Here is a 26,168-nt window from a genome sequence, read left to right as displayed (position 1 = left end):
GGCAAGGGATTACCCGCCTCGACGATGTCGCAGATTGTCTCCGCAGGTCGCAAACACAGCCCGAATCGGCCGGGCGTTCGCACCGCCGCCCTGGTGGTCGCCGCGGGCCAGGGGCTTCGCGCCGGGCAGCCCATGCCCAAGCAGTTCGTCAATTGGCGCGGGAAGCCGGTGGTACGCCACTCGGTAGAGGCACTGCTGGCTGCCGGATGCGCGCCGGTGCTGGTCATGATCCCGCAGAATGCCGAGGCGGTGGTTCGCGCGGCTCTGTCCGGTCTGACGGACGTGGATTTCGCCATCGGCGGGGCAACCCGCCAGGAGTCGGTGCGGCTCGGCCTGGAAGCGATTGCGCGGGAAAAGCCCGACCGCGTGCTGATCCACGATGCCGCCCGGCCCCTTCTTCCGGCAGAGGTCGTCGAAAGGCTCCAGACGGCTCTGGACACTCACACGGGCGCAATTCCCGTCCTGCCCGTGAGCGACAGCCTCACCCATGCGGCCGGGGACATGATGGGCGCACCGGCGCGGCGGGAGGAGCTGCGACGGGTGCAGACACCCCAGGCCTTTCATTTTTCCGACATTCTCGCCGCCCATCGCGCCTGGGACGATGCGCCCACGGCTGGGGACGACGCTCAGGTGGCACAGGCATGGGGCATGAAAGTGGCGCTGGTCGAAGGAGACGAGATCTTGCACAAGCTTACCTACGCCTCCGATTTTGCCCCGGCCCGCGCGGCGGTACGGGTGGGTAACGGCTATGACGTCCACCGGCTCGAGGAAGGCGAGGAGCTGTGGCTCTGCGGCGTTCGCGTAGAGCATACGCACGGTCTTGCGGGACACAGCGACGCCGACGTCGCCATCCATGCGCTTGTCGACGCCTTGCTGGGCGCGATCGGCGCGGGCGACATCGGCCAGCATTTCCCCCCCAGTGACGAACAGTGGAAAGGCGCCGCCTCAGACCGCTTCCTTGCGCACGCCGCCGGACTTGTGGCGGAGGCGGGGTACGCCCTCGGCAATGCGGACGTGACGATCATCTGCGAGGCTCCAAAGATCGGTCCTCACCGGGAGGCCATGCGCGCACGGCTCGCGCAAATTCTCGGCGTCGATGCGAGCGCGATCAGCGTGAAGGCGACCACGACGGAGAAGCTCGGCTTTACAGGGCGCCGCGAAGGAATTGCCGCTCAGGCCGTGGTCAGCCTCGCGCTGTTGTAGGTTGCCTCCGGCTTCAAAGTTTACGAGGATAGTTTCAATGCGCTTCATTCCGCGAACCCTGGCCCTGCTTGCCGCGATTGCGCCCTGCACCGCCCTGGCCGCGCAGTCCGTCTGCATCACCAAGGCGGAGGCGACCTCACTGATCACCTACGCCCTGCCTCAGGCGATCAGCGCAACGGCCAAGCGTTGCGCGCCGTCCCTGCCCGCGAACGCGTTCCTGCGCACACGCAGCGCAGAGCTGGTAAGCCGTTACGCCGGGCAGAAGGACCGCCACTGGCTCAAGGCCAAGCCCGCCTTCATGAAGGCCGTTAACGCGCAAGACGCCGGTTCGGCGAAAATGTTCGCAAGCCTGCCTGACGAGAGCCTGCGTCAGATGGCGGATGTGTTCGTCGAAGGCTTCGTGTCGCAGCGCATCGCCACGCGGTCCTGCAAGCAGCTGGATCTCGCCATTGATCTGCTTTCACCGCTTCCTCCGGAAAACACGGCCGGCCTGATCGCCCTAACGCTGGATATGGCGCGCGACGCCAATGCCCGGGCCGGCAGCGTTTCGCTTTGCAAGGATTGACGATCATGAGCGAGCCCAGCCCCGTTTTCCCGGCAGACCTCCTCGAACTCGCTCGCCGCGTGGTGGAAAAGAACGCTGCAATCGGCCGAATGGTCGCCATTGCCGAAAGTTGCACCGGAGGACTGGTCTGCGCCGCCCTGACGGAGATCCCCGGCTCCTCGGCCGTCCTCGATCGCGGGTTCGTGACCTATTCCAACGAGGCCAAACAGGAGATGCTTGGCGTTCATCCCGACATCATCGATTCCTTCGGCGCGGTCTCTCCGGCTACGGCGTGGGCCATGGCGCAGGGGGCGATCTCACGCAGCCGCGCGGACGTGGCCGTGGCCATCAGCGGGATAGCCGGGCCGGGTGGTGGAAGCGAGATGAAGCCGGTGGGGACGGTTGTGTTCGCCTGCGCACAGCGCGGAGTCGAAGAGGTGAACGCGGAACAGAAGCAGCTGGATGGCCGCAGCCGCGGTGAAATCCGCCACCAGGCGACGATCGTCGCGCTGGAGCTGCTGCTTCCCTGACATGCGTGCCCGGCCAAAGCCGGGACGCGCAGCATCACCCCGCCTGGGCGACGCCGTAAAGCTCGGCCGCGCGGGTCTCGAACGCAGCCACCATCTTGCGGAAAGCCTTGTCGAAGTACTGACCAGCCAGCTTCTCGAAAAGCGGGTTACGAAACGTGAACTTCACGTCGAACTCGATCTCGCAGGCCGTGTCACTGACAGGGTGGAACGTCCAGACATTGTCCAGATCACGCATGGGTCCATCTACGTAATGCACCCGTATCTGGCGGGGACGTTCCTTCTCCACGCGAGAGGTGAACTTCTCCCGCAGTGCCTTGAAGCCGACGAGCATGTCCGCGATCATCTCGTGCTCGCTATCAGACTTCACCCGCGTGGCGACGACCCAGGGCAGGAATTCCTGATAGCGGCCCACGTCAGCGACGAGGTCGTACATCTGTTCGGCGCTGTAGGGCAGGCGACGCGTTTCGTGGATTCCCGGCATGCGTCAGGCCCCTACGACCGCAACGCTTGCCTGCGTGCGGGCAAGCTGGGCTTCACGCGCCGCCTTCATTTCCGCGAAGTCCGAACCGGCGTGGTAGCTGGACCGGGTCAGCGGCGAGGACGCGACCTGCAGGAAACCTTTGGCCCGGGCGATGGCACCGTAAGCCTTGAACGCCTGCGGCGTCACGAATTCCTTGACCTCGGCGTGCTTGGGCGTGGGCCGAAGGTACTGCCCCATCGTCAGGAAGTCGATATCAGCGCAGCGCATGTCGTCCATCACCTGATGGACCTCCAGTCGTTCCTCGCCCAGCCCGAGCATGATGCCGGACTTGGTAAAGATCGAGGGATCGTGCCGCTTCACTTCCTCCAGCAGCCGCAGCGACGCGTAATAGCGCGCGCCGGGGCGGATGGTCGGGTAAAGCCGAGGGACCGTTTCAAGGTTGTGGTTGTAAACGTCGGGCCGCGCTTCGACGATGGCTTCGACCGCTCGCTGCATCTTGTTGCGGAAGTCCGGCGTAAGGATTTCGATCGTGGTCGCGGGGGTCGCATCGCGCAGGGCGCGGATGACCTTCACGAACTGGCTGGCGCCACCGTCGGGCAGGTCATCCCGATCGACCGAAGTGATGACGATATGCTCGAGCCCGGTCTTGAGAGCCAGTTCCGCGACGTTGGCAGGTTCCATCGGATCGACTCGACCCGGCATTCCCGTCTTGACGTTGCAGAAGGCGCAGGCCCGGGTGCAGGTGTCGCCCAGGATCATCACCGTCGCGTGTTTCTTCGTCCAGCATTCCCCGATGTTGGGGCAGGCCGCTTCCTCGCACACCGTATTCAGCTTGAGATCGCGCATGAGCTGGCGCGTCTCGCCATAGCCCTTGCTGGTCGGCGCCTTGACGCGGATCCAGTCAGGCTTGCGCTGCCGCTGCGGCGCGCTTTCAGGGGCGGGTGCGGTGGACAGATCGTTCATGCGCCCCAGATAGTCACATGCGCGCCGGCTTGCCAGCACGAATATCCGGCTTAAGGCAATAGCAACGTTTACAAAGCAGCAATGGAACTCACCATGACCGACACCGAAGATCGCGTTCTGAACCACCTGCTTCAAGGGTATCGCCGCTTCCGCGACAGTGGCTGGACCCCGCACCGTGAACGCTGGGCACAGCTCGGCCAAGGACAGGAGCCGGAGGTGATGGTGATCGCCTGCTCGGACAGCCGCGTTGATCCGGCCCAGATTTTCGACGTCGATCCGGGCACTATCTTCGTGGTGCGCAACGTGGCGGCGCTTGTTCCGCCATTCGAGACTTCACCGGGGCACCACGGCGTCTCCGCCGCCCTCGAGTTCGCGGTGCAGGTGCTCAAGGTCAAGGAAATCGTCGTCATGGGCCATGGCTTGTGCGGCGGCTGCAAGGCGGCCCTCACGCAGGACCTGAAGGGCACAGAGCCGGGCCAAGGCGGCTTCATCGCGGACTGGATCGCGATGCTTGACGAGGCGCGGGAGCCTGTAGCCCACGCGCACGGCACGACCGGGCGTGAAGCGGAGCGAGCGATGGAGCAGGCGGCAGTCAAGGTCAGCCTCGACAACCTGATGACCTTCCCTTGCGTCCGCTCGAAGGTTGGCAAGGGCGAACTGACGCTGCGCGGCGCCTTCTTCGCGATCTCGGACGGCGTGCTGCATCTGCTTGATCAACGCACGGGTGAGTTCGCACCCGCCGTCTGAGCAACTGGACGGGCTTGAACGAAAAAGGGCGCCGGTTTTGCCGGCGCCCTTTTTCGTTTAGAGATCTCGGAAGATCAGTTGGCGGCAGCCGGGGCCGTCGGCGCGGCGGCGGCCGGGGAAGCCTTGCCCTTGGCGTAGGCATCCCAAAGCTTGGCCACCGGCTGGCGAGTGCCGCTCACCTTGGCGAGGCTCGTCTGTGCTGCGGCGTACTTGCCCTGCAGCGCCTGCGACATGCCCAGACGAAGAGCGACCTTGTTCGCATCCACGCCGGCCATCGAGCTCGCCTTGCTGTAGAACGTCTCAGCCTTGGCGGGCTGGTCGTAACTCAGGAAGACGTCGCCTGCGGCCACCACGGTGGCACCCGTCGCGCCGGCCTTGTTGGCATCGCGCTCGGTGGCAGCGAGCGAAGCCTTGTCCGCAGCCACGCGGCTTTCGGTGTTTGCCTTGTCCGGCACGTCCGCCGCGGTCAGCTTGCCCTTCGCAAGACCGTCGTTCATGATCTTCGACGCTTCTCCGGGGAAAGCGCGCGGATCGACGTTCTCGAGGTACTCCAGATAATCGCGACGGTCGTTCATCGAACCGGTGACGTACATCAGGCGCATGAGATCGACGTTCTGGTCACGCGGCAGCGAGGCGAGCTGGCGCACGACCGAAATGGAAGTGTTCCAGGCGCCGGGATAGTACTGCGCCAGCATGGCCGCATATTCGGTCGACGGCCCGAGCTGCTTTGCGGTGTAGGTCTGCTGCAGGACGTTGCGCAGCGCGGATTCGGACGGGGCGGCGCCCTTCGCCTGTGCGGCGGCGATGTCGTCCTTGGCCATCTGCAGCGCGGCCTGGGGATTGTTCGACCGCTTGTATGCGTCGGCGAGGACCAGATCGAGCTGGCCCGAGCTGTCGACGTAGCCTGCGTCCTTCGCCGCCTTCAGGTACTTCGCCGAGTTCGGGTAGTCCTTCATCTGGTACGCGGTGACGCCCGCATCGTAGTTCGTGGAACCCACCGCTGCCGCATCCAGCTTGCCGCTTTCCAGAAGCAGCATGTTACCCTGCTGCTTGAGCGCCAGATCCTGCGAAATGATGCCGTAGTTGCGCATCATCGAGCCGAGCGCGCTCTTGTCGTCCGGCGTGGTGGCGGTGCCGACGGCGTTCTGGAAGACGGCCTTGCCATCTCCGCCGACACCGGCGTCAAAGGCCTGCTTTGCAGCAGCAAGGTTCTCCGGGGTAGCCTGGCCGCCTGCAATCTTCGCGGTGGCGTCGGCCATCGCCTTCTGGATCGGAGCGGCAACCTTCACGAACTCGGGCGAGAAATTGGTAGCGCCGGCCTTCTCCTTCTTCGCGGCGACCGCGGGAGTGGCAGCCACGACCGCCAGGCCGCTCGACAGGGCGACGGCAAGAGCGACACGGGAAACAAGGAACTTGCGAGCCATCAAGGCTACTCCTCTCAACGACAGAACCAAAATCCTGCGGGCATGGGACATCCTGCCTCCCAGGATCGAAAAACGGGGCGCTCGGGTTTGGCTGGGAAATAGACCCTTTGCAACCTCCCGCCGCGATTACGGCGACGCGGCTTAACGCGCATTGAATTCAGTTCGTCGCAGTCGTTCAGGTTCCACACGGGTTTCCCGCGCGCGCGAACAGCTTATGTGTGGAAAACGATGCCTGGCATTCCTGCGTGGGACAGCTTCCGGTGGCTTTCCCTGTACGCTTGGCCTAGTGCGGTTCATCCACCCCTTCCCGCAACAACGGCGAAACAATCTTCGTGAGCGACGAGACCCAGAACCTGCCGATCGGCCCCGATGGCGAATTCACCCGCGTCGACATCGTCGACGAGATGAAGACGAGCTACCTCGACTACGCGATGAGCGTGATCGTGAGCCGCGCGCTGCCCGACGTGCGCGACGGCCTGAAGCCGGTTCACCGCCGCATCCTCTACGCCAGCCAGGAAGGCGGCTTCGTCGCCGGGCGCCCGTACCGCAAGTCCGCGAAGATCGTCGGCGACGTCATGGGCAACTACCACCCGCACGGTGACAGCGCGATCTATGATGCGCTGGCCCGCATGACGCAGGACTGGTCGATGCGCGTCCCGCTCATCGATGGTCAGGGCAACTTCGGCTCGATGGACCCCGATCCCCCGGCGTCGATGCGTTACACCGAGGCGCGCCTTGCCCGTGTCGCCAACTCCCTTCTTGATGACCTCGACAAGGATACCGTCGATTTCGTCGACAACTACGACGGTTCGCGTCAGGAGCCTTCGGTCCTGCCGGCGCGCTTCCCGAACCTGCTGGTCAACGGCGCGGGTGGTATCGCGGTCGGCATGGCGACGAACATCCCGCCCCACAACCTGGGCGAGGTGATCGACGGCTGTTTCGCCATGATGGACAACCCCGGGATTACCTCGGAAGAGTTGTTCCAGATTATTCCCGGCCCCGACTTTCCCACCGCACCGCTGATCCTCGGTCAGTCCGGCGCGCGCAATGCGGCGCTGACCGGCCGTGGCTCCATCATCCAGCGCTGCCGCAGCCACGTCGAGGAAGGGCGCGGATCGCGCCGGGACGCGCGCTCGATCGTCCTCACCTCAATCCCCTTCCAGGTCGGCAAGTCGGCCTTGGTCGAGAAGATCGCAGAGGCCGCCAAGGACAAGCGGATAGAGGGCGTCTCGGACATCCGCGATGAATCCAACCGCGAAGGCGTGCGCGTTGTCATCGACCTGAAGCGCGACGCTTCGCCCGAGGTCGTGCTGAACCAGCTGTGGCGCAGCACCCCCGCCCAGTCCAACTTCGCCGCCAACATGCTGGCGATCCGGGGCGGCCGTCCCGAGATCATGTCGCTGCGCGACATCCTCCAGAACTTCATCCAGTTCCGCGAGCAGGTCATCACCCGCCGCACCAAGTTCGAGCTGAACAAGGCGCGTGACCGGGCTCACATCCTGCTCGGCCTCGTCGTGGCGGTATCGAACCTCGACGAGGTGGTGAAGATTATCCGTTCGTCGCCCAATCCGGCCGAAGCGCGTGCCAAGCTGCTCGCGAAGGAATGGCCGATCGGCGACATCGCGCAGTACATCCGCCTCGTCGAGGCGATCGAGCCCGAAGCGGAGGCCGAAGGCGGCATCTACCGCCTGTCCGAAGTGCAGGTGAAGGCGATCCTCGATCTGCGCCTGCACCGCCTGACCGCGCTCGGGCGCGACGAGATCGGCGACGAGCTGAAGCAGCTTGCCATCGCAATCGAGGAATACCTCGCAATCCTGGCCGACCGCGTGAAGCTCTACGGCGTCATGCGCGAGGAACTTCAGGCGGTACGTGACGCTTACGCCACCCCGCGCGTCTCCGAGATCACCGCCGCCTTCGACGGGATCGACGACGAGGACCTGATCGAGCGCGAGGACATGGTCGTCACCGTGACCATGGACGGCTACATCAAGCGCACCGCGCTCTCCACCTTCCGCGCCCAGAACCGCGGCGGCAAGGGCCGCGCCGGCATGGCGACGAAGGACGAGGACGCCGTGACGACGATGTTCGTCACGTCCACGCATAACCCGGTTCTGTTCTTCTCGACCGCAGGCAAGGTCTATCGCCTCAAGGTCTACAAGCTCCCGGAAGGCGGCCCCACCACGCGCGGCCGTCCGATCGTCAACCTCCTGCCCGCACTGGACAAGGACGAGACGATCCAGACCGTCCTGGCCCTCCCCGAGGACGAGGCCGAATGGGGCAAGCTTTCCGTCGTCTTCGCCACGGCCAAGGGCAACGTGCGCCGCAACGCGATGGACAGCTTCGCCAACATTCCGAGCAACGGCAAGTTCGCCATGCGCTTCGACGAGGGCAGCGAGGACCGTCTCATCGGCGTCGCCCTTCTCGAGCCGAGCGACGACGTGCTGCTGGCCACCCGCCAGGGCAAGGCCATCCGCTTCCCCGGTGACGACGTGCGTGAATTCACGAGCCGCACATCGACGGGCGTTCGCGGCATGACGCTCAAGGGTGACGACGAGGTCATCTCGCTCTCGATCCTGCACCGCGTCGGCACCGACGCCGAGGAGCGCGAGCAGTATCTGCGCTTCGCACCCTGGAAGGGCGAAAAGGAAGGCGAGCCCATTCTGTCCGCAGAGCGCATGGCCGAGTTGCAGGAACGCGAGCAGTTCATTCTCACCGTCTGCGCCAACGGCTACGGCAAGCTATCCTCCGCCTACGAGTATCGCCGCACCGGACGCGGAGGCCAGGGCATTACCAACATCGACAACATCGGCCGCAACGGCCCTGTCGTCGCCAGCTTCCCGGCGACGCGCGCCCAGCAGCTGATGCTGGTTACGGACCAGGCCAAGCTGATCCGCCTGCCGCTGGACTCACTGCGTGTCATCGGCCGCGGCTCCGCAGGCGTGCGCCTCTTCACCGTATCGGCCGACGAACATGTCGTCAGCGCTGTGCGCCTCGACGAGGAGCCCGAGAACGACGCTCCGGACATCGCCGTCGCGGCGGAAATCGAGATCCCGGCAGCGGACCTCGCGAAGGATGAAGGCGACAGCGAAGCGTGAGCACGGGCGCACATCCCGCGGTCGCGTACAAGATCCTGACCGGCGAGCAGTTCGAGCGACTGCTCGCCGACGGAGCCTTCAAGGGCGCGCCGGTCGATCTCGCGGATGGCTACATCCACATGTCGGCCGCCGATCAGGTGCAGGCGACTCTGGACAAGCACTTCGCCGGGCAGGAAAACCTGCGCATCGCTGCCGTCGATCTGACGGTCTTTGGTGATGGCGTTAAGTGGGAGGTTTCGCGCGGTGGCGCGCTCTTCCCGCATCTCTACGGCGACCTTCCTCTTTCCGCCGTGCTTTCACATGCTCTCGTGGAGCGGGACCGTAGCGGGAACGTGCAGCTTCCCGGCTGAAGGCGGCAGCCATCCTGCTGTCGGTGTGAAATCTTGACTTCTATAACCCATTAGGTTACAAACCTCGCCATCTGCGGCGGACGGGGCCTCGTCCGCCAAGGTGTCTCGGGTCGGCGTCGTGGGCGGTGCGCGGGTGTAAAGCCGTGGACCACGCCACGAGCGTCCTCCCGGAGCGGTTCACTGGACGGGCGGCACAGCGGCCCCTCCACCCCAACTTTCGTGCAATCGGTAGCCTTCTGCGTGAAGGCAGCTTCCCACGAAAGCGGACACAGCCCTGTCTTGCGAACCCGCACGGCCTGTCCGAACCGTCTCCGTTACAGGGTCGCGCCGGGCTGTCCTGACTGCTACCCGGCCGTTCGCACGACAGTCTCCCTCCCCGCGTTCCAGCAGGGACGCCCCGACGCCGGCCCGGTTTTGCCTCGCGTTTCCCCCCAAGGCGTAAAGCCCGCATTCGCCAGCGGGCGTTTTGCCGTGCCTATCGCTTGCCGCCGCGCAACTGCAGTTCACCGGTTACGCCCGTGGCCAGGACAAGGTTGCCAAGGTAAAACAGCGGCCAGGCCGCGAGCCTCAGTACTGACGCCGCAGAACCTCCCCCGGCGATTTCCAGGATGACGCCGGCGACGATCAGTGCCGCGCCGAAACCGACGCGCTGGCGCGGGAACGTGCTGATCCATGCAGACGCCGCCATGCCTCCAAGGCCCAAGCCGAGGAAGAGCGGAAAAGGGACGCCCGCCCGATCCGCCGCGACGTAGCACAGCAGCGGCGTCCCCAGCGTCAGCACCAGCGCTGAAACACGCCCGCCCGCGTCAACAACGGGTTGACGGTGAACCAGGAACAGCGTCAGACCAAGCAGGTAAGCCACCAGCAGCGCGTTGAGCCCGATCACCGGCGCATAGTACCACAGCGCCGAGCCGATCCCCTGCAGCGCGAGCATTCCCGCCAGCGATCGTGTGTCATTGCCCCGGTGGCGCAAGACAGCATAGACGGCGAGGAGGAGCAGCGGCGCCGCATTGAGCACCAGCAGGTAAAGTCCCGGCAAGGCGCTGTCCTGCAGCCAGGCCCATGCGGCGGCCAGAAGAATGCTTGCCAGCAACCAGGGTCGGCGTTCGATCAGCGCGCGCTTGGGCATCGGTCCTCCTGAAAGTGTATCCGAGCGCTATGACAGGTGCGCCGCCCCTTTTCCATCGTGGCGAGAAGGTCTAGGCGCCTGATCCATGACCCATCAGATCCACATCATCGGCGGCGGCCTGGCCGGAAGCGAAGCCGCGTGGCAGCTCGCCCGCCGCGGCTTCCGCGTCCGCCTTTCGGAAATGCGCGGCACCGGTGAACGCAGCCCCGCACACCAGGGCGACGGGCTGGCCGAACTGGTCTGCTCCAACTCCTTCCGCTCCGACGACAGCGAGAAGAACGCCGTTGGCCTGCTGCACCATGAAATGCGCCTCTGCGATTCGCTGATCATGGGCGCTGCGGCAAAGGCACAGGTGCCAGCGGGTTCCGCACTGGCCGTGGACCGCGACGTCTTCTCCGCCGAAGTCGAAGCGCGCCTCACCGGCCTTCCCAACCTGGAGATCGTGCGCGAACGCATCGACGCGATTCCGGAGGGCGGGCCCGTCATCGTCGCCACCGGCCCGCTGACCGCCGAGGCGCTCGCCGGATCGATCGGCCGCGCGACGGGCGCAGACAGCCTCGCCTTCTTCGATGCCATCGCACCTATCGTTTACCGCGACACGATCGATATGGACGTGTGCTGGATGGCTTCGCGCTGGGACAAGGGTGAGACGAGGGACTACATCAACTGCCCGATGACCAAGGAGCAGTACCTCGCGTTCCACGCCGGGCTGATCGCGGGCGAAAAGACGGCTTTCAAAGAGTGGGAAGCCGATACGCCTTACTTCGACGGCTGCATGCCCATCGAAGTCATGGCAGAGCGCGGCGTAGAGACGCTGCGCTTCGGGCCGATGAAGCCGGTGGGCCTGGACAACCCGCACTGGGCGACGCCGGAGCATCCGAACGGCCGCTGGCCCTACGCCGTCGTTCAGCTTCGGCAGGACAACAAGCTCGGCACGATCTGGAACATGGTCGGCTTCCAGACCAAGCTGAAGCACGCCGAACAGGTCCGCCTCTTCCGCACGATCCCGGGGCTCGAGAACGCGGAGTTCGCGCGGCTCGGCGGCCTTCACCGCAACACCTTCATCAACTCGCCCGTCCTGCTCGACCGCACGCTCCGCCTGAAGAGCGCGCCACATGTGCGCTTCGCCGGGCAGATCACGGGCTGCGAAGGCTATGTCGAAAGCGCGGCGGTGGGCCTCCTTTCCGGGTTGATGGCCGCTTCCGAACTGGCGGGTCACGACTGGCAGGCCCCGCCCCGCACCACCGCGCTGGGCGCCCTGCTCTCCCACATCACCGGCGATGCGGATGCGGAAACCTACCAGCCCATGAACGTCAACTTCGGCCTCTTTCCCCCGTTGCACGACGTGAAGAAGAAGCAGCGCAAGGAAGCCTACACGGCGCGCGCCAAGGAAGACATCGCACCCTGGCTGGGCGGCATCGCAGTCTGACGGCAGGCCGTCCCCTCAGCAGGAGCATTTCGGCTTGGGCTTGGGCGACGGCGCTGTCTTCCGGAACTCGGCGGGCGTGAGATAGCTGTCGCGATCCGCGTCCGCACTTTCGAACTTGTCGACGGTGGCGACCGCCCATTCCTCGAACGTCAGCAGGTTGTTGCCGTCCTTGTCGAGCTTGCGGAAGGCTTCCGAACGGGTCGAAAGCATTTCGTTGCGGGATACACGCCTGTCCCGGTCCCGGTCGTAGCGGCCAAACCTTCGCTGTTCCCGGCTGAGTTCGGTCGCCTCAGGCAGTTCGGGACCGACCGCCTCGCCCGCATCGGCGCTGGGCAGCGGGGCCGGGGCCGGAGGCACCGGCTGCGCCTTGGGAGCCGCTGATTCGACCTGGGCATGACCTTGCCACCAGAACAGGCCGATGCCGAGCAGCACGAAAACGGCGATGCCGCCAAGCAGAAAGCGGTTCATTACGGGACCCCTCAATGATCCCGCCGCTCTAACCCCGCCCCGCCCCCAGAAGGAAATTACATCCCTGCAATCAGAAGCCCAGCAGGCCGAGCCGCATCGCCTTCAGCAGGGCGGCCGGAGACGTCGCTCCCGTTTCATCGCCTTTGGCAAGCCTGCGGGCGGCAAGGCCCTGCAGCACCATCAGCGGGCGCAGGGCGCGCGAGACGCGCACGCCGGACGCGGGGTATGCTCTCACCAGTTCAAGCACCGTTTCCCGCTCGGCGCCGTGACCAAGGCGCATGGCCAGATCGTTCAGCGCCCAGGCGCGGCCCAGTACCAGCGCCGCATCCCGTTCACTGCTCCGCCCAAGCGCATCCGCGAGGGCGGCGAAGGCTTCGCCCCGGCCTTGCGCCATGGCCTCGAGCGCAGTGCGCGGCAGGGGCGCCGGCCCGGTCATATTCTCCCAGCCGTCCACCAGTGCCGAAAGCCCGCCGTGATGACCGTTCCAACTCTTGAGTAGCGCGAGAAGAGGCTCGCCCTGCGGCCACTGCTCGGCAGGTTGACCAAGAGATTCACGCCACCATGCGAGGCGCAACTGCGCCATCATAGGCTCACGCGAACGGCGTAGCAGGTGCGCCAGGCGCGCATCAAGGGCGAGGAGCGCCAGCGTCTGCTCGCGCGCGTTGTGAGGGGCGTAGACCAGCGCGAGGCGCGAAACCGTCGGCAGCGACTGGACGAGGATGTCGTGATTGGACGCGAGGATTTCAGGAGATGGGGAGTCAGTCACGCCGCCTCCCTAAAGCAGCATCGCCGTCATGCAAACGGCGAAGATCGAAAGCGAAGGGGCGGCGGCTTGCACCACCGCCCCCAAGGCTCTTATCGGTAAGTGACCTTCTTCACCGCCGCAACGATGCGGTCGGCGTCGATGATCGCCATCTTTTCGAGGTTTGCAGCATAGGGCAGCGGCACGTCTTCGTTGCAAACGCGCACGACCGGCGCATCGAGGCTGTCGAAGCCTTCTTCCATGCAAATCGCGGAGATCTCCGATGCGATTGAGCAGACCGGGAAGCCTTCTTCAGCCACGACGAGACGGTTCGTCTTGGCGAGGCTCGCCAGAACCGTCTCCTTGTCCAGCGGGCGCAGGGTACGAAGGTCGATGACTTCCGCCTCGATGCCTTCGGCAGCCAGGGCCTCGGCGGCTTCCAGGGCAAGGCCGACGCCGATCGAGTAGGACACGATGGTCACGTCCTTGCCTTCGCGCATGATGCGGGCCTTGCCGATCGGCAGGACATGATCGTCAAGCTCGGGCAGCTCGAACGAGCGGCCGTAGACCAGCTCATTCTCGAGGAAGACGACCGGGTCTTCCGAACGGATGGCCGCCTTCAGCAGGCCCTTCGCATCCGACGCGTCATAGGGAGCGATGACGACCAGGCCGGGGACGTTCGCGTACCACGGACCATAGTTCTGCGAGTGCTGCGCGCCGACGCGCGATGCCGCACCGTTCGGTCCGCGGAACACGACCGGACAACGCATCTGGCCGCCGGACATGTAGTTCGTCTTCGCCGCCGAGTTGATGATGTGGTCGATCGCCTGCATGGCGAAGTTGAATGTCATGAACTCGACGATAGGGCGTAGGCCCCCCATCGCCGCGCCCGTGCCGATGCCGGCGAAGCCGTACTCGGTGATCGGGGTGTCGATGACACGGGTCGGACCGAACTCCTCCAGCAGGCCCTGGGTCACCTTGTAGGCGCCCTGGTATTCGGCCACTTCCTCGCCCATCACGAAGACGCGGCTATCACGGCGCATCTCCTCGGCCATGGCGTCGCGCAGCGCTTCGCGGACAGTCGAGGTCTTCATGTTGGTGCCGTGCGGCAGTTCAGGATCCCGCGCGGTCTTGATGTCGGAGTGCAGGTTAGCGGTGCCGCTCTCGGCAGGCTTTTTGTCCTCGGCGGGCTTTTCGCCCGAAGCCGGCTGTTCGTCGAGCTTCGCTTCGGCCTTGGGTGCTTCGATGGCAGAGGCGTCTTCGCCCTCGCCCGCCAGCACCGCGATCACGGTCCCGACCTTCACGCCCTCGGTGCCTTCGGCAACAAGGAGCTTGCCAATCGTGCCTTCATCGACGGCCTCGAATTCCATCGTCGCCTTGTCGGTCTCGATCTCGGCCAGGATATCACCGGAGGTGACCTCGTCCCCCTCCTTAACCAGCCACTTGGCCAGCTTGCCCTCTTCCATGGTCGGGGAGAGAGCGGGCATCTTCAGTTCGATCGCCATCTCAGTAGCTCTCCACCAGGACGTCGGTATACAGTTCGGAAGGCGTGGGCTCAGGCGAGTTTTCAGCGAAGTCCGCAGATTCGGCTACTTGGGCGCGCACGCGCTTGTCGAGTTCCTTAAGGCTTTCTTCGGTCACGCCCATTGCGATCAGTTCGTTTTTGGCATGGTCGATCGGATCACGCTTTTCCCGTACGCCCTGCACTTCCTCGCGGCTGCGGTACTTGGCGGGATCCGACATCGAGTGCCCGCGATAGCGGTACGTGTTGAGCTCCATCAGGACCGGACCATTGCCTGCGCGCACGTATTCCAACGCGATCTCGGCCGACTTGCGCACTTCGAGCACGTCCATGCCATCCACCGACATGCCGGGGATGCGGAAGGCGGTGCCGCGCCGATGAAAGTGCGTCTCGGCCGAGCCGCGCTTTACGGCGGTGCCCATGGCGTAGCCATTGTTTTCGATCACAAAGATGATCGGCAGCTTCCAGAGAGCCGCCATGTTGAAGCTCTCGTAGACCTGGCCCTGGTTGGCCGCGCCGTCACCGAAGTAGGCCATCGCGACGCCGCCGTCCTCACGGTACTTGTGAGCAAATGCCAGACCCGCGCCGAGCGAAACCTGCGCGCCAACGATGCCGTGGCCGCCGTAGAAGCGGTGCTCCACGGAGAACATATGCATCGAGCCGCCCTTGCCCTTCGAGATACCGGCTTCACGACCGGTAAGCTCGGCCATGATGACCTTGGGATCGATGCCGTAGGCGAGCATGTGGCCATGATCGCGGTAGCCGGTGATGACCGAATCCTTGCTCCCGTCGAGAGCGGACTGCAGCCCCACGGCCACGGCTTCCTGGCCGATGTAGAGGTGGCAGAAGCCGCCGATCAAACCCAGACCATACAATTGGCCGGCCTTTTCCTCGAAGCGGCGAATGAGCAGCATCTGCTCATAGAAGCGAAGCAGCTCTTCCTTGGAAGGCTTGTAGCGCTTGTCCGCGTCCAAGGCTTCCTGAAGGCTGTGGAGCGCGAAATCCTCTTTTTCGGTAGCCGTTTCGGCCGCCGTGTTCTTTGCTTTCGGCAACGGGTGCTCCCCATCGTTGGTGCGATTGTTGAACGGCGGTATAGGAAGGACGCCCGAAAAGCGAAAGCGCAGAGGCTTGAAATTAGCCCGCGAACGTGGCCTTTTTTGCAACCTGACTTGCAGATTTCAGCATCACGCGCCTCTCCATCTGAAGAGAACGCAGAACCGCTCAGGGAAGTTGCATCACCATCTCGTCAGGATGCACGACATTGAGCTGGCTGCGGACCAGTTCGCCCGCCAGGTCCGGATCCATCCGTTCCGGGTTCAGGAGCGCAACTCTGTTTTTGAGATGGTCCCTCGACAGCTTGAGATCGACAAGCTGCTTCTCACGCTGCTCGAGCAGCCGCTGGTTTTCACCCCAGGCGAGGAGCCCACTGGGACCGGCCACGCACCACAAGACCATGAGCAGAAGCAGCGCGAGGGCAAGGCCCTGCACCAGTCGCTCCTTGGCAATGTTGGTGTCCTGTCGCACGTGCCGCATCAGCCTCTTGAATCACATGTGATTCGGGGTTGCAAGCCCGTTCAATAAAGGATTCGTCCGTTTTGCGACAGGCGAACTCCGATGGCCAGAGGCGTCGTCTCAAAGTTTTAATGTTGATAAGAATGACGGCTCATTCGGTTCATCGCTGCCGTCACCGGGAGATGCGCATCCCGGTTCCGCTTTTGCGCCGACCCTGCTAGGCGCGCGGCATGTTGACCATCCGCGATATCACTGTGCGCCTCGGCGGCCGCACGATCCTTGACGGCGCCTCCGCCACGCTGCCGCAGAACGGCAAGATTGGCCTGATCGGCCGGAACGGCGCCGGCAAGTCGACGCTGGTGAAGACGATTATCGGCGAGCTTGAACCGGATGGCGGATCGGTGGATATGCCTCGCCGCGCTCGCCTCGGCTACATCGCCCAGGAAGCGCCCAGCGGTACGCGGACCCCGTTCCAGGCGGTGCTGGAAGCAGACACCGAACGCACGGCGCTCCTGGCCGAGGCAGAGACCTGCACGGACCCGAACCGCCTGGGCGACGTTCACGACCGCCTCATCGCCATCGATGCCTATACCGCACCGGCCCGGGCCGCGCGCATCCTCGTAGGGCTCGGATTCGACGAGGAGATGCAAGGCCGCGCGCTGGACAGCTTCTCCGGAGGCTGGAAGATGCGCGTCGCTCTCGCGGCGCTGCTGTTCTCCGAGCCCGACGTCATGCTGTTGGACGAGCCTTCGAACCACCTGGACCTCGAAGCGACGCTCTGGCTGGAAAATTTCCTCAAAGGCTACCCCAAGACGCTCCTGGTCATCAGCCACGAGCGCGATCTGCTGAATACCGTCGTGGATCATATCCTTCACCTTCAGGTTGGGCGGCTTACACTGTACCCCGGCAACTACGACAGCTTCGAGCGGATCCGCGCGGAACGGGCGGCACAGGCTGCGGCAGCTCGCGCAAACCAGGAAGCGCAGAAGAAGAAGCTGGCCGAGTACGTTGCCCGCAACTCCGCGCGCGCATCCACGGCCAAACAGGCCCAGTCACGCGCGAAGATGTTGGCCAAGATGCAGCCCATCGCGGCCATGGCCGAAGACAGCTCGCTCAGCTTCAACTTCCCGAGCCCGGACGAACTGCGCCCGCCGCTCATCACCCTCGACCTCGCTGCGGTAGGATACGAAGCGGAAAAACCGATCCTGCGGCGCCTGAACCTGCGGATAGATCCGGAGGATCGGATCGCGCTGCTTGGACGCAACGGCAATGGCAAAACCACCCTTGCCCGCCTGCTCGCCCGTCAGTTGGAACCGATGGAAGGCGCGATCAACTTCTCCCCCAAGACCCGCATCGGGTACTTCACGCAATATCAGGTCGAGGAACTGCCTTCCAACTCCACGCCGCTGGAGCTGATGACCCGCGCCATGGAGGGCAAAACCCCGCTGGCGGTGCGCGGTCAGCTCGGCCGCTTCGGCTTTTCCGGAGACAGGGCGACGGCGGAGACCCGCACGCTGTCCGGCGGCGAACGCGCGAGGCTGGCCCTTGCGCTGGTGACACGTGATGCCCCGCACATGCTCATCCTGGACGAGCCGACCAATCACCTCGACGTGGATGCCCGCGAGGCGCTGGTCCAGGCGCTCAACGATTTCGAGGGCGCTGTCATTCTCGTGAGCCATGACCGCCACATGGTCGAACTGGTCGCCGACCGCCTGGTGCTGGTCGATAGCGGCACGGCGACAAACTACGACGGCTCAATGGAAGATTACATCGACTTCGTGCTCGGCCGCAACCAGCCGAAGCCCGACGCATCCGCCCGCTCGGGAAGCGCCCCGGCGAAAAAGTCCGGCGCCATCGCACGCGAGGAGCTCAAGGCGCTGCGCAAGCGGGTGACCGAAGCGGAGACGCGCATGAAGCGCCTGCAGATGCAGGTGGACGCTCTAGTCGAGGCCCTGTCCGATCCGGCTGCGGCGAAGGGTGAGTTCAAGGGACTGAACCTCGGCGAGCTTGGCAGGCGGCATGACACGGCGTCCACAGCGCTTGAGCAGGCCGAAACGGATTGGCTGGAGGTCCACGAAGAACTCGAGGCTCTCATGGGGCGCGGACAGAGCGTTTCCGCGAAATGAGCGTCGCCTTCCGCAGGGACGGGGATGAGGAGCATCTCGAGCCCAAGTTCGAGGTGCCGAGCCCACCCGGGCCAAACCTCGTCACGGCAGCCGGGATGACCCTCATAGAGGAGAGGATCGAAGCGTTGGACGCCCGGATTGCAACCATCTCGGATGAAACAACACTGGCTGCGGCACGGCGAGACCTTCGCTACTGGCGCAACCGCCTTGCCACGGCGGAGCTGCAATCGACGCCACCGGCAGCACCGTCCAGTTCGGCAGTCGCGTCCGCTTCACCTTGAACGGCAAGCCGCGAGAGATTGTGATTGTCGGCCATGACGAAGCCGATCCGGCCAGGAACCGACTTGCCTTCACCGCTCCGCTTGCCCGGGCCCTGCTCGGGGGCGAAGCTGGTGACATCACGGATTTCGGCGGGTGCGAGGACGCGATCGAAATAGTGGACGTGACGCCGGCCTGACGCCGCCCCGGGGACAGTGGGCGGGGCGGCACACCCTGAACCGCCCCGCCATCAGACGATCAGCGGACCCAGTCCTTTTCGTTGACGCCCAGCAGGCGCAACACATCCGTCAGGTCACCGCGATCGATCCACCCGTTCGCGGCATTGCGCGCTTTCGGCTTGGCGCGGTAGGCGATGCCATAGGTAGCCGCCTCCAGCATCGGGATGTCGTTTGCGCCATCGCCGGTTGCCAGGCTGGTGATGCCTTCTCCCCAGCGCTCCTCTGCGGCTGTTATCTCAGCAAGAAGCGTCGCCTTCTTCACTGCGGAATCGACGATGTCGCCGGCCAGTCCCCCCGTGAGCTTGCCCCCCGCGACCTCGAGGCGATTGCCGACCACATGATCGAAGCCCAGCATTTCCCCAACGGGATCGGCGAAATGGTGGAAGCCGCCCGTGACCAGGATGGTACGGCAGCCCAACTGCTTGAGCGTTTCCACAAGGACCTTCGCGCCCGGCATGGGCTTGATGCGACTGGTGAGACACTCGTCGATAGCGCCCGTGGACAGGCCATCAAGAAGACCGACGCGTTCCCGCAAGGCCTCCGCAAAATCGAGTTCGCCCTGCATCGCGCGCTCGGTGATGGCGGCTATGCGGTCCTTCAGGCCCGCGAAATCCCCGAGTTCATCGATGCATTCCTGACCGATCATGGTGGAATCCATGTCGGAGATGAACACGCGAGGCACCACCGGTTCGTCTATGGTGATAAGGCCGTCACTGGGACTGAAGTGCGCGTCGATCGCAGCACGCATGGCCGCAGCGTCATCGTCGGGCGAGTCGATCTGCATCGTCCTGCCACAGAAATCGAGCATGGCGGCGTCCGCGATACGGACGCCTGCCCGCGCCATCTGCGCCTTTGCGGCTTCGAGTTTTGTCGAAAGATGGTCCGGTTCTGCTATCAGCCGCGCTATGAGCACTGCGAATTCCCTTGATGCGCCCTACGATATCGCCGCCGGAGACCGACCGCCTCTGGCGCTCATCGCAGGGCCGACCGCCAGCGGCAAGAGCGATTGTGCAGTGGCGCTGGCGCAGGAGCTGGAGCGACGGGGGCGGCGTGCCGTCGTCATCAATGCCGACAGTTCCCAGGTCTACTCCGACCTGACCATCCTCAGCGCAAGACCGAGCGAGGCGGACATGGGCGGCATCGAACACCGCCTTTTCGGCGCCTGGGACGGTGCGCAAAGTTGTTCCGCAGCGGACTGGGCACGCGAGGCCAGCAAGACGATCGCGGAGATCCACCGCGAAGACGCCGTCCCGATCCTCGCGGGCGGAACGGGTCTCTACATCCGCACGTTGCTGGACGGCATAGCACCGGTTCCGGAGATCGCCCCGGATGTCCGCGAGGAGGTACGCGCGCTGCCGGTCCACGTTGCCTTTGCTGCCCTGCAAAAGGAAGATCCGGACCGTGCCGCCCGCCTCGCGCCCGCTGATACCGCGAGGATAAGCCGTGCGCTCGAGGTCGTGCGATCGACGGGCAAGCCCCTGAGCCACTGGCAAGGTCGGATGACCGGCGGCATCGCAGGCGCAGTGGCGCTTCACCCCGTGATCCTGCTTCCTGAACGACAGACCCTCTATGCCCGCTGCAACCTTCGGTTCGAGCGCATGGTGGAACGCGGCGCGCTCGACGAAGTAGCCGCGCTTCTTGCCCGTAACCTGGATCCGGGTCTCCCCGTCATGCGCGCCATCGGCGTGCCCGAACTCGCCGGTGTGCTGCGTAACGAATGGTCGCTGGAGAGTGCAATTCAGCGCGGCAGTCAAGCCACCCGGAATTATGCCAAACGGCAGTTCACGTGGCTTCGTCATCAGCCGCCGGAAAGCTGGCCTCGGCAGGAAATTAAAAATTACAAGGAGAACGGCCTGAGTGCAATTATATTGCGTTTTCTGTGTTGACCTGCAACTTGCGGATGCGTAGAGGCCCTTCACCTGCTGATTGGAAGTGATGCGGGAGGAGAGGAAGACCCGGTGCGGCCCAGCCGTTGTGCCGGGTCGGTTTCATTACGGCATCGAGCAAAGCCTGAAACTCGAGCCTGCGCCTTTTGCCGAGGCGGATTGAGAAGGAACGTGTTGTGAGTGAAGAGCGCAGCGGCGCCAGCATCCTGGTCGAAAGCCTGGTCAAGCAGGGGGTGGAATTCGTATTCGGCTACCCGGGCGGTGCCGTGCTTCCGATCTACGATGCCCTTTTCGGCGACGAGCGACTTCGGCACATCCTTGTACGCCATGAGGCGGGAGCGGCGCACGCTGCGGAAGGCTACGCGCGATCCACGGGCAAGCCGGGCATCGTTCTGGTCACTTCTGGCCCAGGCGCTACAAACGCGATCACCGGCATCGCGGATGCCTACATGGATTCCATCCCGATGGTGGTCATCACGGGCCAGGTGCCCACGGCCCTGATCGGTTCCGACGCCTTCCAGGAGGCGGATACGGTCGGCATCTCGCGTCACTGCACGAAGCACAACTATCTCGTCAAAGATCCCTCGGAGCTGGCGGCAGTCATCGACGAGGCGTTCCAGATCGCCACGACCGGCCGCCCCGGCCCCGTGCTCATCGACATTCCCAAGGACGTCCAGATCGCAACCGCGGTTTGGAGCGACGGGCCTGTCCAGCGCCACCAGCGCTATAGCCCCCGCACGGAAGGCACCTCGGAGGAAATCCGCCGTGCCGTGGAGATGATCGCAGCCGCAAAGGCGCCGATCTTCTACACCGGCGGCGGCATCATCAACGCGGGGCCCCGCGCCACCGCCCTGTTGCGTGAATTTCAGGCGAAGACCGGCGCGCCCGTCACGTCTACCTTGATGGGGCTGGGCGCCTTCCCTGCCGATCATCCGGACTGGTTAGGCATGCTGGGCATGCACGGCACCTACGAAGCCAACATGGCGATGAATCAGGCGGATCTCATCATCTGCCTTGGCGCTCGTTTTGATGACCGCGTCACCGGTCGTCTCGACGCCTTTTCGCCCAACTCCGAGAAGATCCACGTCGATATCGACCGCGCCTCCGTCAACAAGACGGTTCAGGTGGACCTGCCCATCATCGGCGACTGCGCAATCGTGCTCGAGCAGATGCTGGTCGAATGGAGCAGCCGCAAGCCTCAGGATCTCACCGCGTGGAAGTCCAGCGTCGAGGAGTGGCGTGGCCGCAAGAGCCTGGCTTATCCGGCGAACCCGCAGGCGATCATGCCCCAGCTGGCGATCGAGCGCCTCTATGAACTGACGAAGCACAAGGATCCGGTGATCTCCACCGAGGTCGGTCAGCACCAGATGTGGGCGGCGCAGTACTTCCCCTTCTTCTCGCCGAACAAGTGGCTCACGTCCGGTGGCCTTGGCACCATGGGCTATGGCTTGCCCGCCGCCATCGGCGCGCAGTGCGGCAATCCTGATGGCCTGGTGATTGACATCGCTGGCGACGCCTCGATCCAGATGAACATTCAGGAATTGGGAACCGCCACGCAGTACCGCCTACCGGTCAAGGTGTTCATCCTTAATAACGAGTGGATGGGCATGGTCCGCCAGTGGCAGGAACTGACCTACGAAAGCCGCTACTCCAACTCCTATTCGGACAGTCTGCCCGACTTCGTGAAGCTGGCGGAGGCCTACGGCTGGAAGGGCATCCGCATCGAGAACGAAGCTGAACTTGACGCAGGGATCCAGGCCATGATCGATCATCCCGGTCCGGTGATCGTCGACTGCCTGGTTCACAAGGAAACGAACTGTTTTCCGATGATCCCCTCGGGCGCGGCGCATACCGACATGATCCTCTACGGTGACAGCGTTGCCGGCACGATGGATGACGAAGCCAAGGCGCTGGTCTGAGGACGCGAGACGAACAATGATGCACATTCAGCATGAAGCCGAGGAGCGGCACGTCCTCACCGTGACCGTCGATAACGAGGCGGGCATTCTCGCCAAGATCGCCGGTCTGTTCACGGCGCGGGGCTACAACATCGACAGTCTCACCGTGGCTGACATCACCGATAACCATGCGGTGAGCCGCATCACGATCGTGACACACGGGCCGCGCAGCCAGATCGACCAGATCCACGCCCAGCTTGAGCGTCTGGTCCCCGTCCACAAGGTGGTCGACCTGACCGAAGTCGGGCCGCACGTCGCGCGCGAACTGGCGCTGGTGAAAGTGGCCGGTGTCGGTGACAAGCGCGTCGAGGCGTTGCGCATCGCCGAAGTCTTTCGGGCCCGGCCGGTCGATACCACCACCGAAAGCTTCATCTTCGAGATGACCGGCGCACCGGACAAGATCGACAGCTTCGTAGCGCTGATGCGCGATCTCGGCCTTGTCGAAGTGGGTCGGACCGGCATCGTCGCGATGGCTCGGGGCCCGCAAGAGGCCTGATATTCAAAGCTTGCGCCCGCCTCGATCGAGGCGCCGCCAAACATGACCGCGGTCCCGCCCTGCGGGATTACAGAAGGAAGAACGATGAAGGTCTACTACGACGCCGATTGCGACATCAACCTGATCACCGACAAGAAGGTCGCGATCCTGGGTTATGGCAGCCAGGGTCATGCCCATGCCCAGAACCTGCGCGATTCCGGCGTCAAGGAAGTCGCCATCGCACTTCGCGAAGGTTCGGCCACGGCAAAGAAGGCGGAAGCGGCCGGCTTCAAGGTCCTGTCGAACAAGGAAGCGGCCGCATGGGCCGACGTGCTCATGATCCTCGCACCTGACGAGCACCAGGCTGCGATCTACGCCGCCGACATCCATGACAACCTGAAGCCGGGCGCGGCGCTTGCCTTCGCCCATGGCCTCAACGTCCACTTCGGCCTGATCGAACCGCGCCCCGACATCGACGTGTTTCTGATCGCGCCGAAGGGCCCGGGCCACACCGTCCGCTCGGAATATCAGCGTGGCGGCGGCGTGCCCTGCCTCATCGCCATCCATCAGGACGTGACCGGCAACGCTCAGGACGTCGCCCTTGCCTACGCATCGGGCGTTGGTGGCGGCCGCTCAGGCATCATCGAGACCAACTTCCGCGAGGAGTGCGAGACGGACCTGTTCGGCGAACAGGCCGTACTCTGCGGCGGCGCCACCGCGCTGGTTCAGGCCGGCTTTGAGACGCTGGTGGAAGCCGGCTACGCACCGGAAATGGCTTACTTCGAGTGTCTCCACGAGCTCAAGCTGATCGTCGACCTGATGTATGAAGGCGGCATCGCCAACATGCGCTACTCGATCTCGAACACGGCCGAATACGGCGACATCAAGACCGGTCCGCGCATCATCACCGAAGAGACCAAGAAGGAAATGAAGCGCGTTCTGGAAGATATCCAGTCGGGTCGCTTCGTGAAGGACTTCGTGCTCGATAACCGGGCGGGCCAGCCCGAGCTGAAGGCGTCGCGCCTTGCTGCCAAACGTCACCCGATCGAGGAAACCGGTGCCAAGCTGCGTGCCATGATGCCGTGGATCGGTGCCAACGCTCTCGTCGACAAGAGCAAGAACTGAGCCGAAGCGGCAGGCGGCCTTGGTCGCCTGCCGCCTCCTCCCACCACGCCTACCGGTGGTTCACTTCCGCCTGCGGGTCGGCGCATGGAAGTCCGGTGGTTTGTCCCTGACCCACCGCACGAAGCGGTCTATCTCAGGCACCTGCCGAAGGGCGGAGGGCTCCGGCCGCATGCGCGCGAGCTGCCCATTGTCTAACACCGCGTGAATGCTTCTATGGCATATGGGATGCAGCGGTACCGTCAGACGTCCGCCCCTGCTTTTGGGGATGGGATGATGCCATTCCACCCGCCGCCCCAGAGGGCGCCCGCACAACCAGCATTCACCGTGATCCGTAGTCACGTCATTTCCTTTTTCCGGATCATTAGGAAGTTATCAAAGTTTCAACCTTAACAGGGTGGCATCCGGTTGGTCATGTCCCTTCGGGCACCTGCGAGGTTGACGGTTAAATGACGGCATTCGGTCGGCGAAATGGTTTAAGCGGTATGGGCCAGGGAGCCCGCCCGGCTTTTGGTGTAGCGAAGCCGCTGAAGAGCGGCGGCGACAGCGCCAGCATACCCGCCAGCGCGCCCCCAGTACCCGACCCTTTCGGCAGCGACGCCGCTCCCTTGCGGGAGGATGCGATGTCGCGCCTTGCCGATCGTGCCAACGCTGTTCATGAGCAATCGGAACAGAGCGGCTTCGAAGCCTCCATCCACAAGATCAAGGAGCAGGTCCTTCCCCGCCTGCTTGAGCGAGTCGATCCGGAAGCGGCGGCGACGCTCACCAAGGACGAGCTTTCTGAAGAATTCCGCCCCATCATCATGGAGGTGCTGGCTGAGCTCAAGATCACCTTCAACCGGCGCGAACAATTTGCGCTCGAGAAGGTGCTCATCGACGAGCTGCTCGGCTTCGGTCCGCTGGAGGAGTTGCTCAATGATCCCGATATCTCCGATATTATGGTCAATGGCCCGAACCAGACGTATGTCGAACGAAAAGGCAAACTGCAGCTCGCATCCACCAAGTTTCGGGATGAGCAGCATCTGTTCCAGATTGCCCAGCGCATCGTAAACCAGGTCGGGCGCCGCGTGGACCAGACCACGCCGCTGGCCGACGCTCGCCTGAAGGACGGCAGCCGCGTCAACGTCATCGTGCCGCCGCTTTCACTGCGCGGCACTGCGATCTCGATCCGCAAGTTTTCCGAAAAGCCCATCACCATCGACATGCTCAAGGATTTCGGCTCCATGAGCGAGCAGATGGCGACTGCGTTGAAAATCGCGGGTGCCTCGCGCATGAACATCGTCATCTCTGGCGGCACCGGCTCAGGCAAGACGACGATGCTCAACGCATTGTCGAAGATGATCGATCCGGGCGAACGCGTTCTGACGATCGAGGACGCAGCCGAACTGCGGCTCCAGCAGCCCCACTGGCTTCCGCTTGAAACCCGCCCGCCGAACCTTGAGGGTCAGGGCGCGATCAGCATCGGCGATCTTGTGAAGAACGCCCTGCGCATGCGGCCCGATCGCATCATCCTGGGCGAAATCCGTGGCGCGGAGTGCTTCGACCTTCTCGCCGCGATGAACACCGGCCACGACGGATCCATGTGTACGCTACACGCGAACAGCCCGCGCGAATGTCTCGGTCGTATGGAAAACATGATCATGATGGGCGACATCCGGATCCCCAAGGAAGCCATCAGCCGCCAGATCGCTGAGTCTGTCGATCTCATCGTGCAGGTCAAGCGCCTTCGTGACGGGTCGCGTCGCACGACGAACATCACTGAGGTGATCGGCATGGAAGGCGACGTGATCGTCACTCAGGAGCTCTTCAAGTTCGAGTATCTCGACGAGACCGAGGACGGAAAGATTCTCGGCGAATTCCGTGCCTCGGGGCTTCGCCCCTACACTTTGGAAAAGGCGCGGCAGTTTGGGTTTGACCAGGCTTATCTCGAAGCCTGTCTGTGACGAAGTCGTCCTCCCTCGTCTG

At 64.1% G+C, this 26,168-nt stretch carries 24 protein-coding genes and 1 pseudogene; 14 read left to right on the top strand and 11 right to left on the bottom strand.

What is annotated here, in order from left to right:
* The first annotated feature begins 24 nt into the window (after window positions 1-24).
* From C2R25_RS13445 to C2R25_RS13435, 3 genes are read left to right on the top strand one after another with little or no spacing between them, the layout of a single operon-like run.
* The gene (locus C2R25_RS13445; protein WP_103729699.1) at window positions 25-1,203 is read left to right on the top strand and encodes a bifunctional 2-C-methyl-D-erythritol 4-phosphate cytidylyltransferase/2-C-methyl-D-erythritol 2,4-cyclodiphosphate synthase; all 1,179 of its coding nucleotides are present in this window, start codon (window positions 25-27) and stop codon (window positions 1,201-1,203) included.
* 37 nt (window positions 1,204-1,240) lie between these two features.
* On the top strand, window positions 1,241-1,768 hold the full coding sequence (locus tag C2R25_RS13440) for a hypothetical protein (protein ID WP_103729698.1): 528 nt from the start codon (window positions 1,241-1,243) through the stop codon (window positions 1,766-1,768).
* A gap of 5 nt (window positions 1,769-1,773) precedes the next feature.
* Window positions 1,774-2,277, top strand: coding sequence for a CinA family protein (locus C2R25_RS13435; protein WP_103729869.1), 504 nt, complete (start codon window positions 1,774-1,776; stop codon window positions 2,275-2,277).
* A gap of 34 nt (window positions 2,278-2,311) precedes the next feature.
* On the opposite strand, the gene C2R25_RS13430 is transcribed toward C2R25_RS13435, so the two are convergent.
* Both C2R25_RS13430 and lipA read right to left on the bottom strand, forming a co-directional pair.
* Window positions 2,312-2,758: a type II toxin-antitoxin system RatA family toxin gene (locus C2R25_RS13430; RefSeq protein ID WP_103729697.1), complete on the bottom strand. Its 447-nt coding sequence runs from the start codon at window positions 2,756-2,758 to the stop codon at window positions 2,312-2,314.
* A gap of 3 nt (window positions 2,759-2,761) precedes the next feature.
* Window positions 2,762-3,721, bottom strand: coding sequence for a lipoyl synthase (gene lipA, locus C2R25_RS13425; RefSeq protein WP_103729696.1), 960 nt, complete (start codon window positions 3,719-3,721; stop codon window positions 2,762-2,764).
* 93 nt (window positions 3,722-3,814) lie between these two features.
* On the opposite strand from lipA, the gene C2R25_RS13420 reads away from it, so the two are divergent.
* Window positions 3,815-4,468, top strand: coding sequence for a carbonic anhydrase (locus tag C2R25_RS13420; protein WP_103729868.1), 654 nt, complete (start codon window positions 3,815-3,817; stop codon window positions 4,466-4,468).
* 74 nt (window positions 4,469-4,542) lie between these two features.
* On the opposite strand, the gene C2R25_RS13415 is transcribed toward C2R25_RS13420, so the two are convergent.
* A complete protein-coding gene (locus tag C2R25_RS13415; RefSeq protein ID WP_103729695.1) occupies window positions 4,543-5,892 on the bottom strand; it encodes a hypothetical protein in 1,350 nt (449 codons plus the stop codon).
* 404 nt (window positions 5,893-6,296) lie between these two features.
* Here C2R25_RS13415 and gyrA point away from each other — a divergent pair, with 404 nt between their 5' ends.
* Window positions 6,297-8,987, top strand: a complete 2,691-nt coding sequence (gene gyrA, locus C2R25_RS13410) for a DNA gyrase subunit A (protein WP_233204000.1) — start codon at window positions 6,297-6,299, stop codon at window positions 8,985-8,987.
* Complete coding sequence (locus C2R25_RS13405; RefSeq protein ID WP_103729693.1) at window positions 8,984-9,337, top strand: DUF952 domain-containing protein; 354 nt, start codon at window positions 8,984-8,986, stop codon at window positions 9,335-9,337. Before gyrA ends, C2R25_RS13405 begins: the two co-directional genes overlap by 4 nt.
* 475 nt (window positions 9,338-9,812) lie before the next feature.
* Here C2R25_RS13405 and C2R25_RS13400 read toward each other — a convergent pair whose 3' ends face one another.
* Window positions 9,813-10,466 (bottom strand): hypothetical protein, encoded by a 654-nt coding sequence (locus tag C2R25_RS13400; RefSeq protein ID WP_103729692.1) that lies wholly within the window; start codon window positions 10,464-10,466, stop codon window positions 9,813-9,815.
* A gap of 85 nt (window positions 10,467-10,551) precedes the next feature.
* Between C2R25_RS13400 and trmFO the strand changes: the two genes are divergently transcribed.
* Complete coding sequence (gene trmFO / locus C2R25_RS13395) at window positions 10,552-11,895, top strand: methylenetetrahydrofolate--tRNA-(uracil(54)-C(5))-methyltransferase (FADH(2)-oxidizing) TrmFO (protein ID WP_103729691.1); 1,344 nt, start codon at window positions 10,552-10,554, stop codon at window positions 11,893-11,895.
* Window positions 11,896-11,910: 15 nt separating this feature from the next.
* Here trmFO and C2R25_RS13390 read toward each other — a convergent pair whose 3' ends face one another.
* From C2R25_RS13390 to C2R25_RS13370, 5 genes are all read right to left on the bottom strand, one after another.
* The gene (locus tag C2R25_RS13390; RefSeq protein ID WP_103729690.1) at window positions 11,911-12,363 is read right to left on the bottom strand and encodes a hypothetical protein; all 453 of its coding nucleotides are present in this window, start codon (window positions 12,361-12,363) and stop codon (window positions 11,911-11,913) included.
* A gap of 70 nt (window positions 12,364-12,433) precedes the next feature.
* Window positions 12,434-13,129: a hypothetical protein gene (locus tag C2R25_RS13385; protein ID WP_103729689.1), complete on the bottom strand. Its 696-nt coding sequence runs from the start codon at window positions 13,127-13,129 to the stop codon at window positions 12,434-12,436.
* A gap of 89 nt (window positions 13,130-13,218) precedes the next feature.
* On the bottom strand, window positions 13,219-14,610 hold the full coding sequence (locus tag C2R25_RS13380; protein WP_103729688.1) for a pyruvate dehydrogenase complex E1 component subunit beta: 1,392 nt from the start codon (window positions 14,608-14,610) through the stop codon (window positions 13,219-13,221).
* Window position 14,611: 1 nt separating this feature from the next.
* Complete coding sequence (gene pdhA, locus C2R25_RS13375; RefSeq protein ID WP_103729687.1) at window positions 14,612-15,679, bottom strand: pyruvate dehydrogenase (acetyl-transferring) E1 component subunit alpha; 1,068 nt, start codon at window positions 15,677-15,679, stop codon at window positions 14,612-14,614.
* 169 nt (window positions 15,680-15,848) lie between these two features.
* The gene (locus tag C2R25_RS13370; protein ID WP_103729686.1) at window positions 15,849-16,160 is read right to left on the bottom strand and encodes a septum formation initiator family protein; all 312 of its coding nucleotides are present in this window, start codon (window positions 16,158-16,160) and stop codon (window positions 15,849-15,851) included.
* A 209-nt stretch (window positions 16,161-16,369) separates the two neighbouring features.
* Here C2R25_RS13370 and C2R25_RS13365 point away from each other — a divergent pair, with 209 nt between their 5' ends.
* Both C2R25_RS13365 and C2R25_RS13360 read left to right on the top strand, forming a co-directional pair.
* On the top strand, window positions 16,370-18,265 hold the full coding sequence (locus C2R25_RS13365; protein WP_103729685.1) for an ABC-F family ATP-binding cassette domain-containing protein: 1,896 nt from the start codon (window positions 16,370-16,372) through the stop codon (window positions 18,263-18,265).
* Window positions 18,262-18,722, top strand: a pseudogene (locus C2R25_RS13360) (GreA/GreB family elongation factor). Before C2R25_RS13365 ends, C2R25_RS13360 begins: the two are co-directional and overlap by 4 nt.
* 59 nt (window positions 18,723-18,781) lie before the next feature.
* On the opposite strand, the gene serB reads toward C2R25_RS13360, so the two are convergent.
* The gene (gene serB, locus C2R25_RS13355) at window positions 18,782-19,675 is read right to left on the bottom strand and encodes a phosphoserine phosphatase SerB (RefSeq protein ID WP_103729867.1); all 894 of its coding nucleotides are present in this window, start codon (window positions 19,673-19,675) and stop codon (window positions 18,782-18,784) included.
* Here serB and miaA point away from each other — a divergent pair.
* The 4 genes from miaA to ilvC all read left to right on the top strand — a co-directional run bounded on the left by miaA (window position 19,668) and on the right by ilvC (window position 24,206).
* Window positions 19,668-20,648 (top strand): tRNA (adenosine(37)-N6)-dimethylallyltransferase MiaA, encoded by a 981-nt coding sequence (gene miaA / locus C2R25_RS13350; protein ID WP_103729684.1) that lies wholly within the window; start codon window positions 19,668-19,670, stop codon window positions 20,646-20,648. The two genes, serB and miaA, sit on opposite strands and share 8 nt — an antisense overlap.
* 176 nt (window positions 20,649-20,824) lie before the next feature.
* A complete protein-coding gene (gene ilvB, locus C2R25_RS13345) occupies window positions 20,825-22,567 on the top strand; it encodes a biosynthetic-type acetolactate synthase large subunit (RefSeq protein ID WP_103729683.1) in 1,743 nt (580 codons plus the stop codon).
* A 16-nt stretch (window positions 22,568-22,583) separates the two neighbouring features.
* Window positions 22,584-23,102, top strand: a complete 519-nt coding sequence (ilvN, locus tag C2R25_RS13340) for an acetolactate synthase small subunit (RefSeq protein ID WP_103729682.1) — start codon at window positions 22,584-22,586, stop codon at window positions 23,100-23,102.
* An 84-nt stretch (window positions 23,103-23,186) separates the two neighbouring features.
* Window positions 23,187-24,206, top strand: coding sequence for a ketol-acid reductoisomerase (gene ilvC, locus C2R25_RS13335; protein WP_103729681.1), 1,020 nt, complete (start codon window positions 23,187-23,189; stop codon window positions 24,204-24,206).
* 60 nt (window positions 24,207-24,266) lie between these two features.
* Here the strand turns inward: ilvC and C2R25_RS21010 are convergent, their stop codons facing one another.
* Window positions 24,267-24,545: an HNH endonuclease gene (locus C2R25_RS21010; protein WP_103729680.1), complete on the bottom strand. Its 279-nt coding sequence runs from the start codon at window positions 24,543-24,545 to the stop codon at window positions 24,267-24,269.
* Window positions 24,546-24,652: 107 nt separating this feature from the next.
* On the opposite strand from C2R25_RS21010, the gene C2R25_RS13325 reads away from it, so the two are divergent.
* The gene (locus C2R25_RS13325; RefSeq protein WP_199183831.1) at window positions 24,653-26,146 is read left to right on the top strand and encodes a CpaF family protein; all 1,494 of its coding nucleotides are present in this window, start codon (window positions 24,653-24,655) and stop codon (window positions 26,144-26,146) included.
* The last annotated feature ends 22 nt before the right edge of the window (window positions 26,147-26,168 follow it).

Origin of the sequence: Novosphingobium sp. HII-3, assembly GCF_002916655.1 — a bacterium.
GTDB classification, from domain to species: Bacteria; Pseudomonadota; Alphaproteobacteria; order Sphingomonadales; family Sphingomonadaceae; genus Novosphingobium; species Novosphingobium panipatense.
The sequence above is the reverse complement of the archived record's forward strand: the minus strand, read 5'-3'. Positions and strand labels throughout refer to the sequence as shown.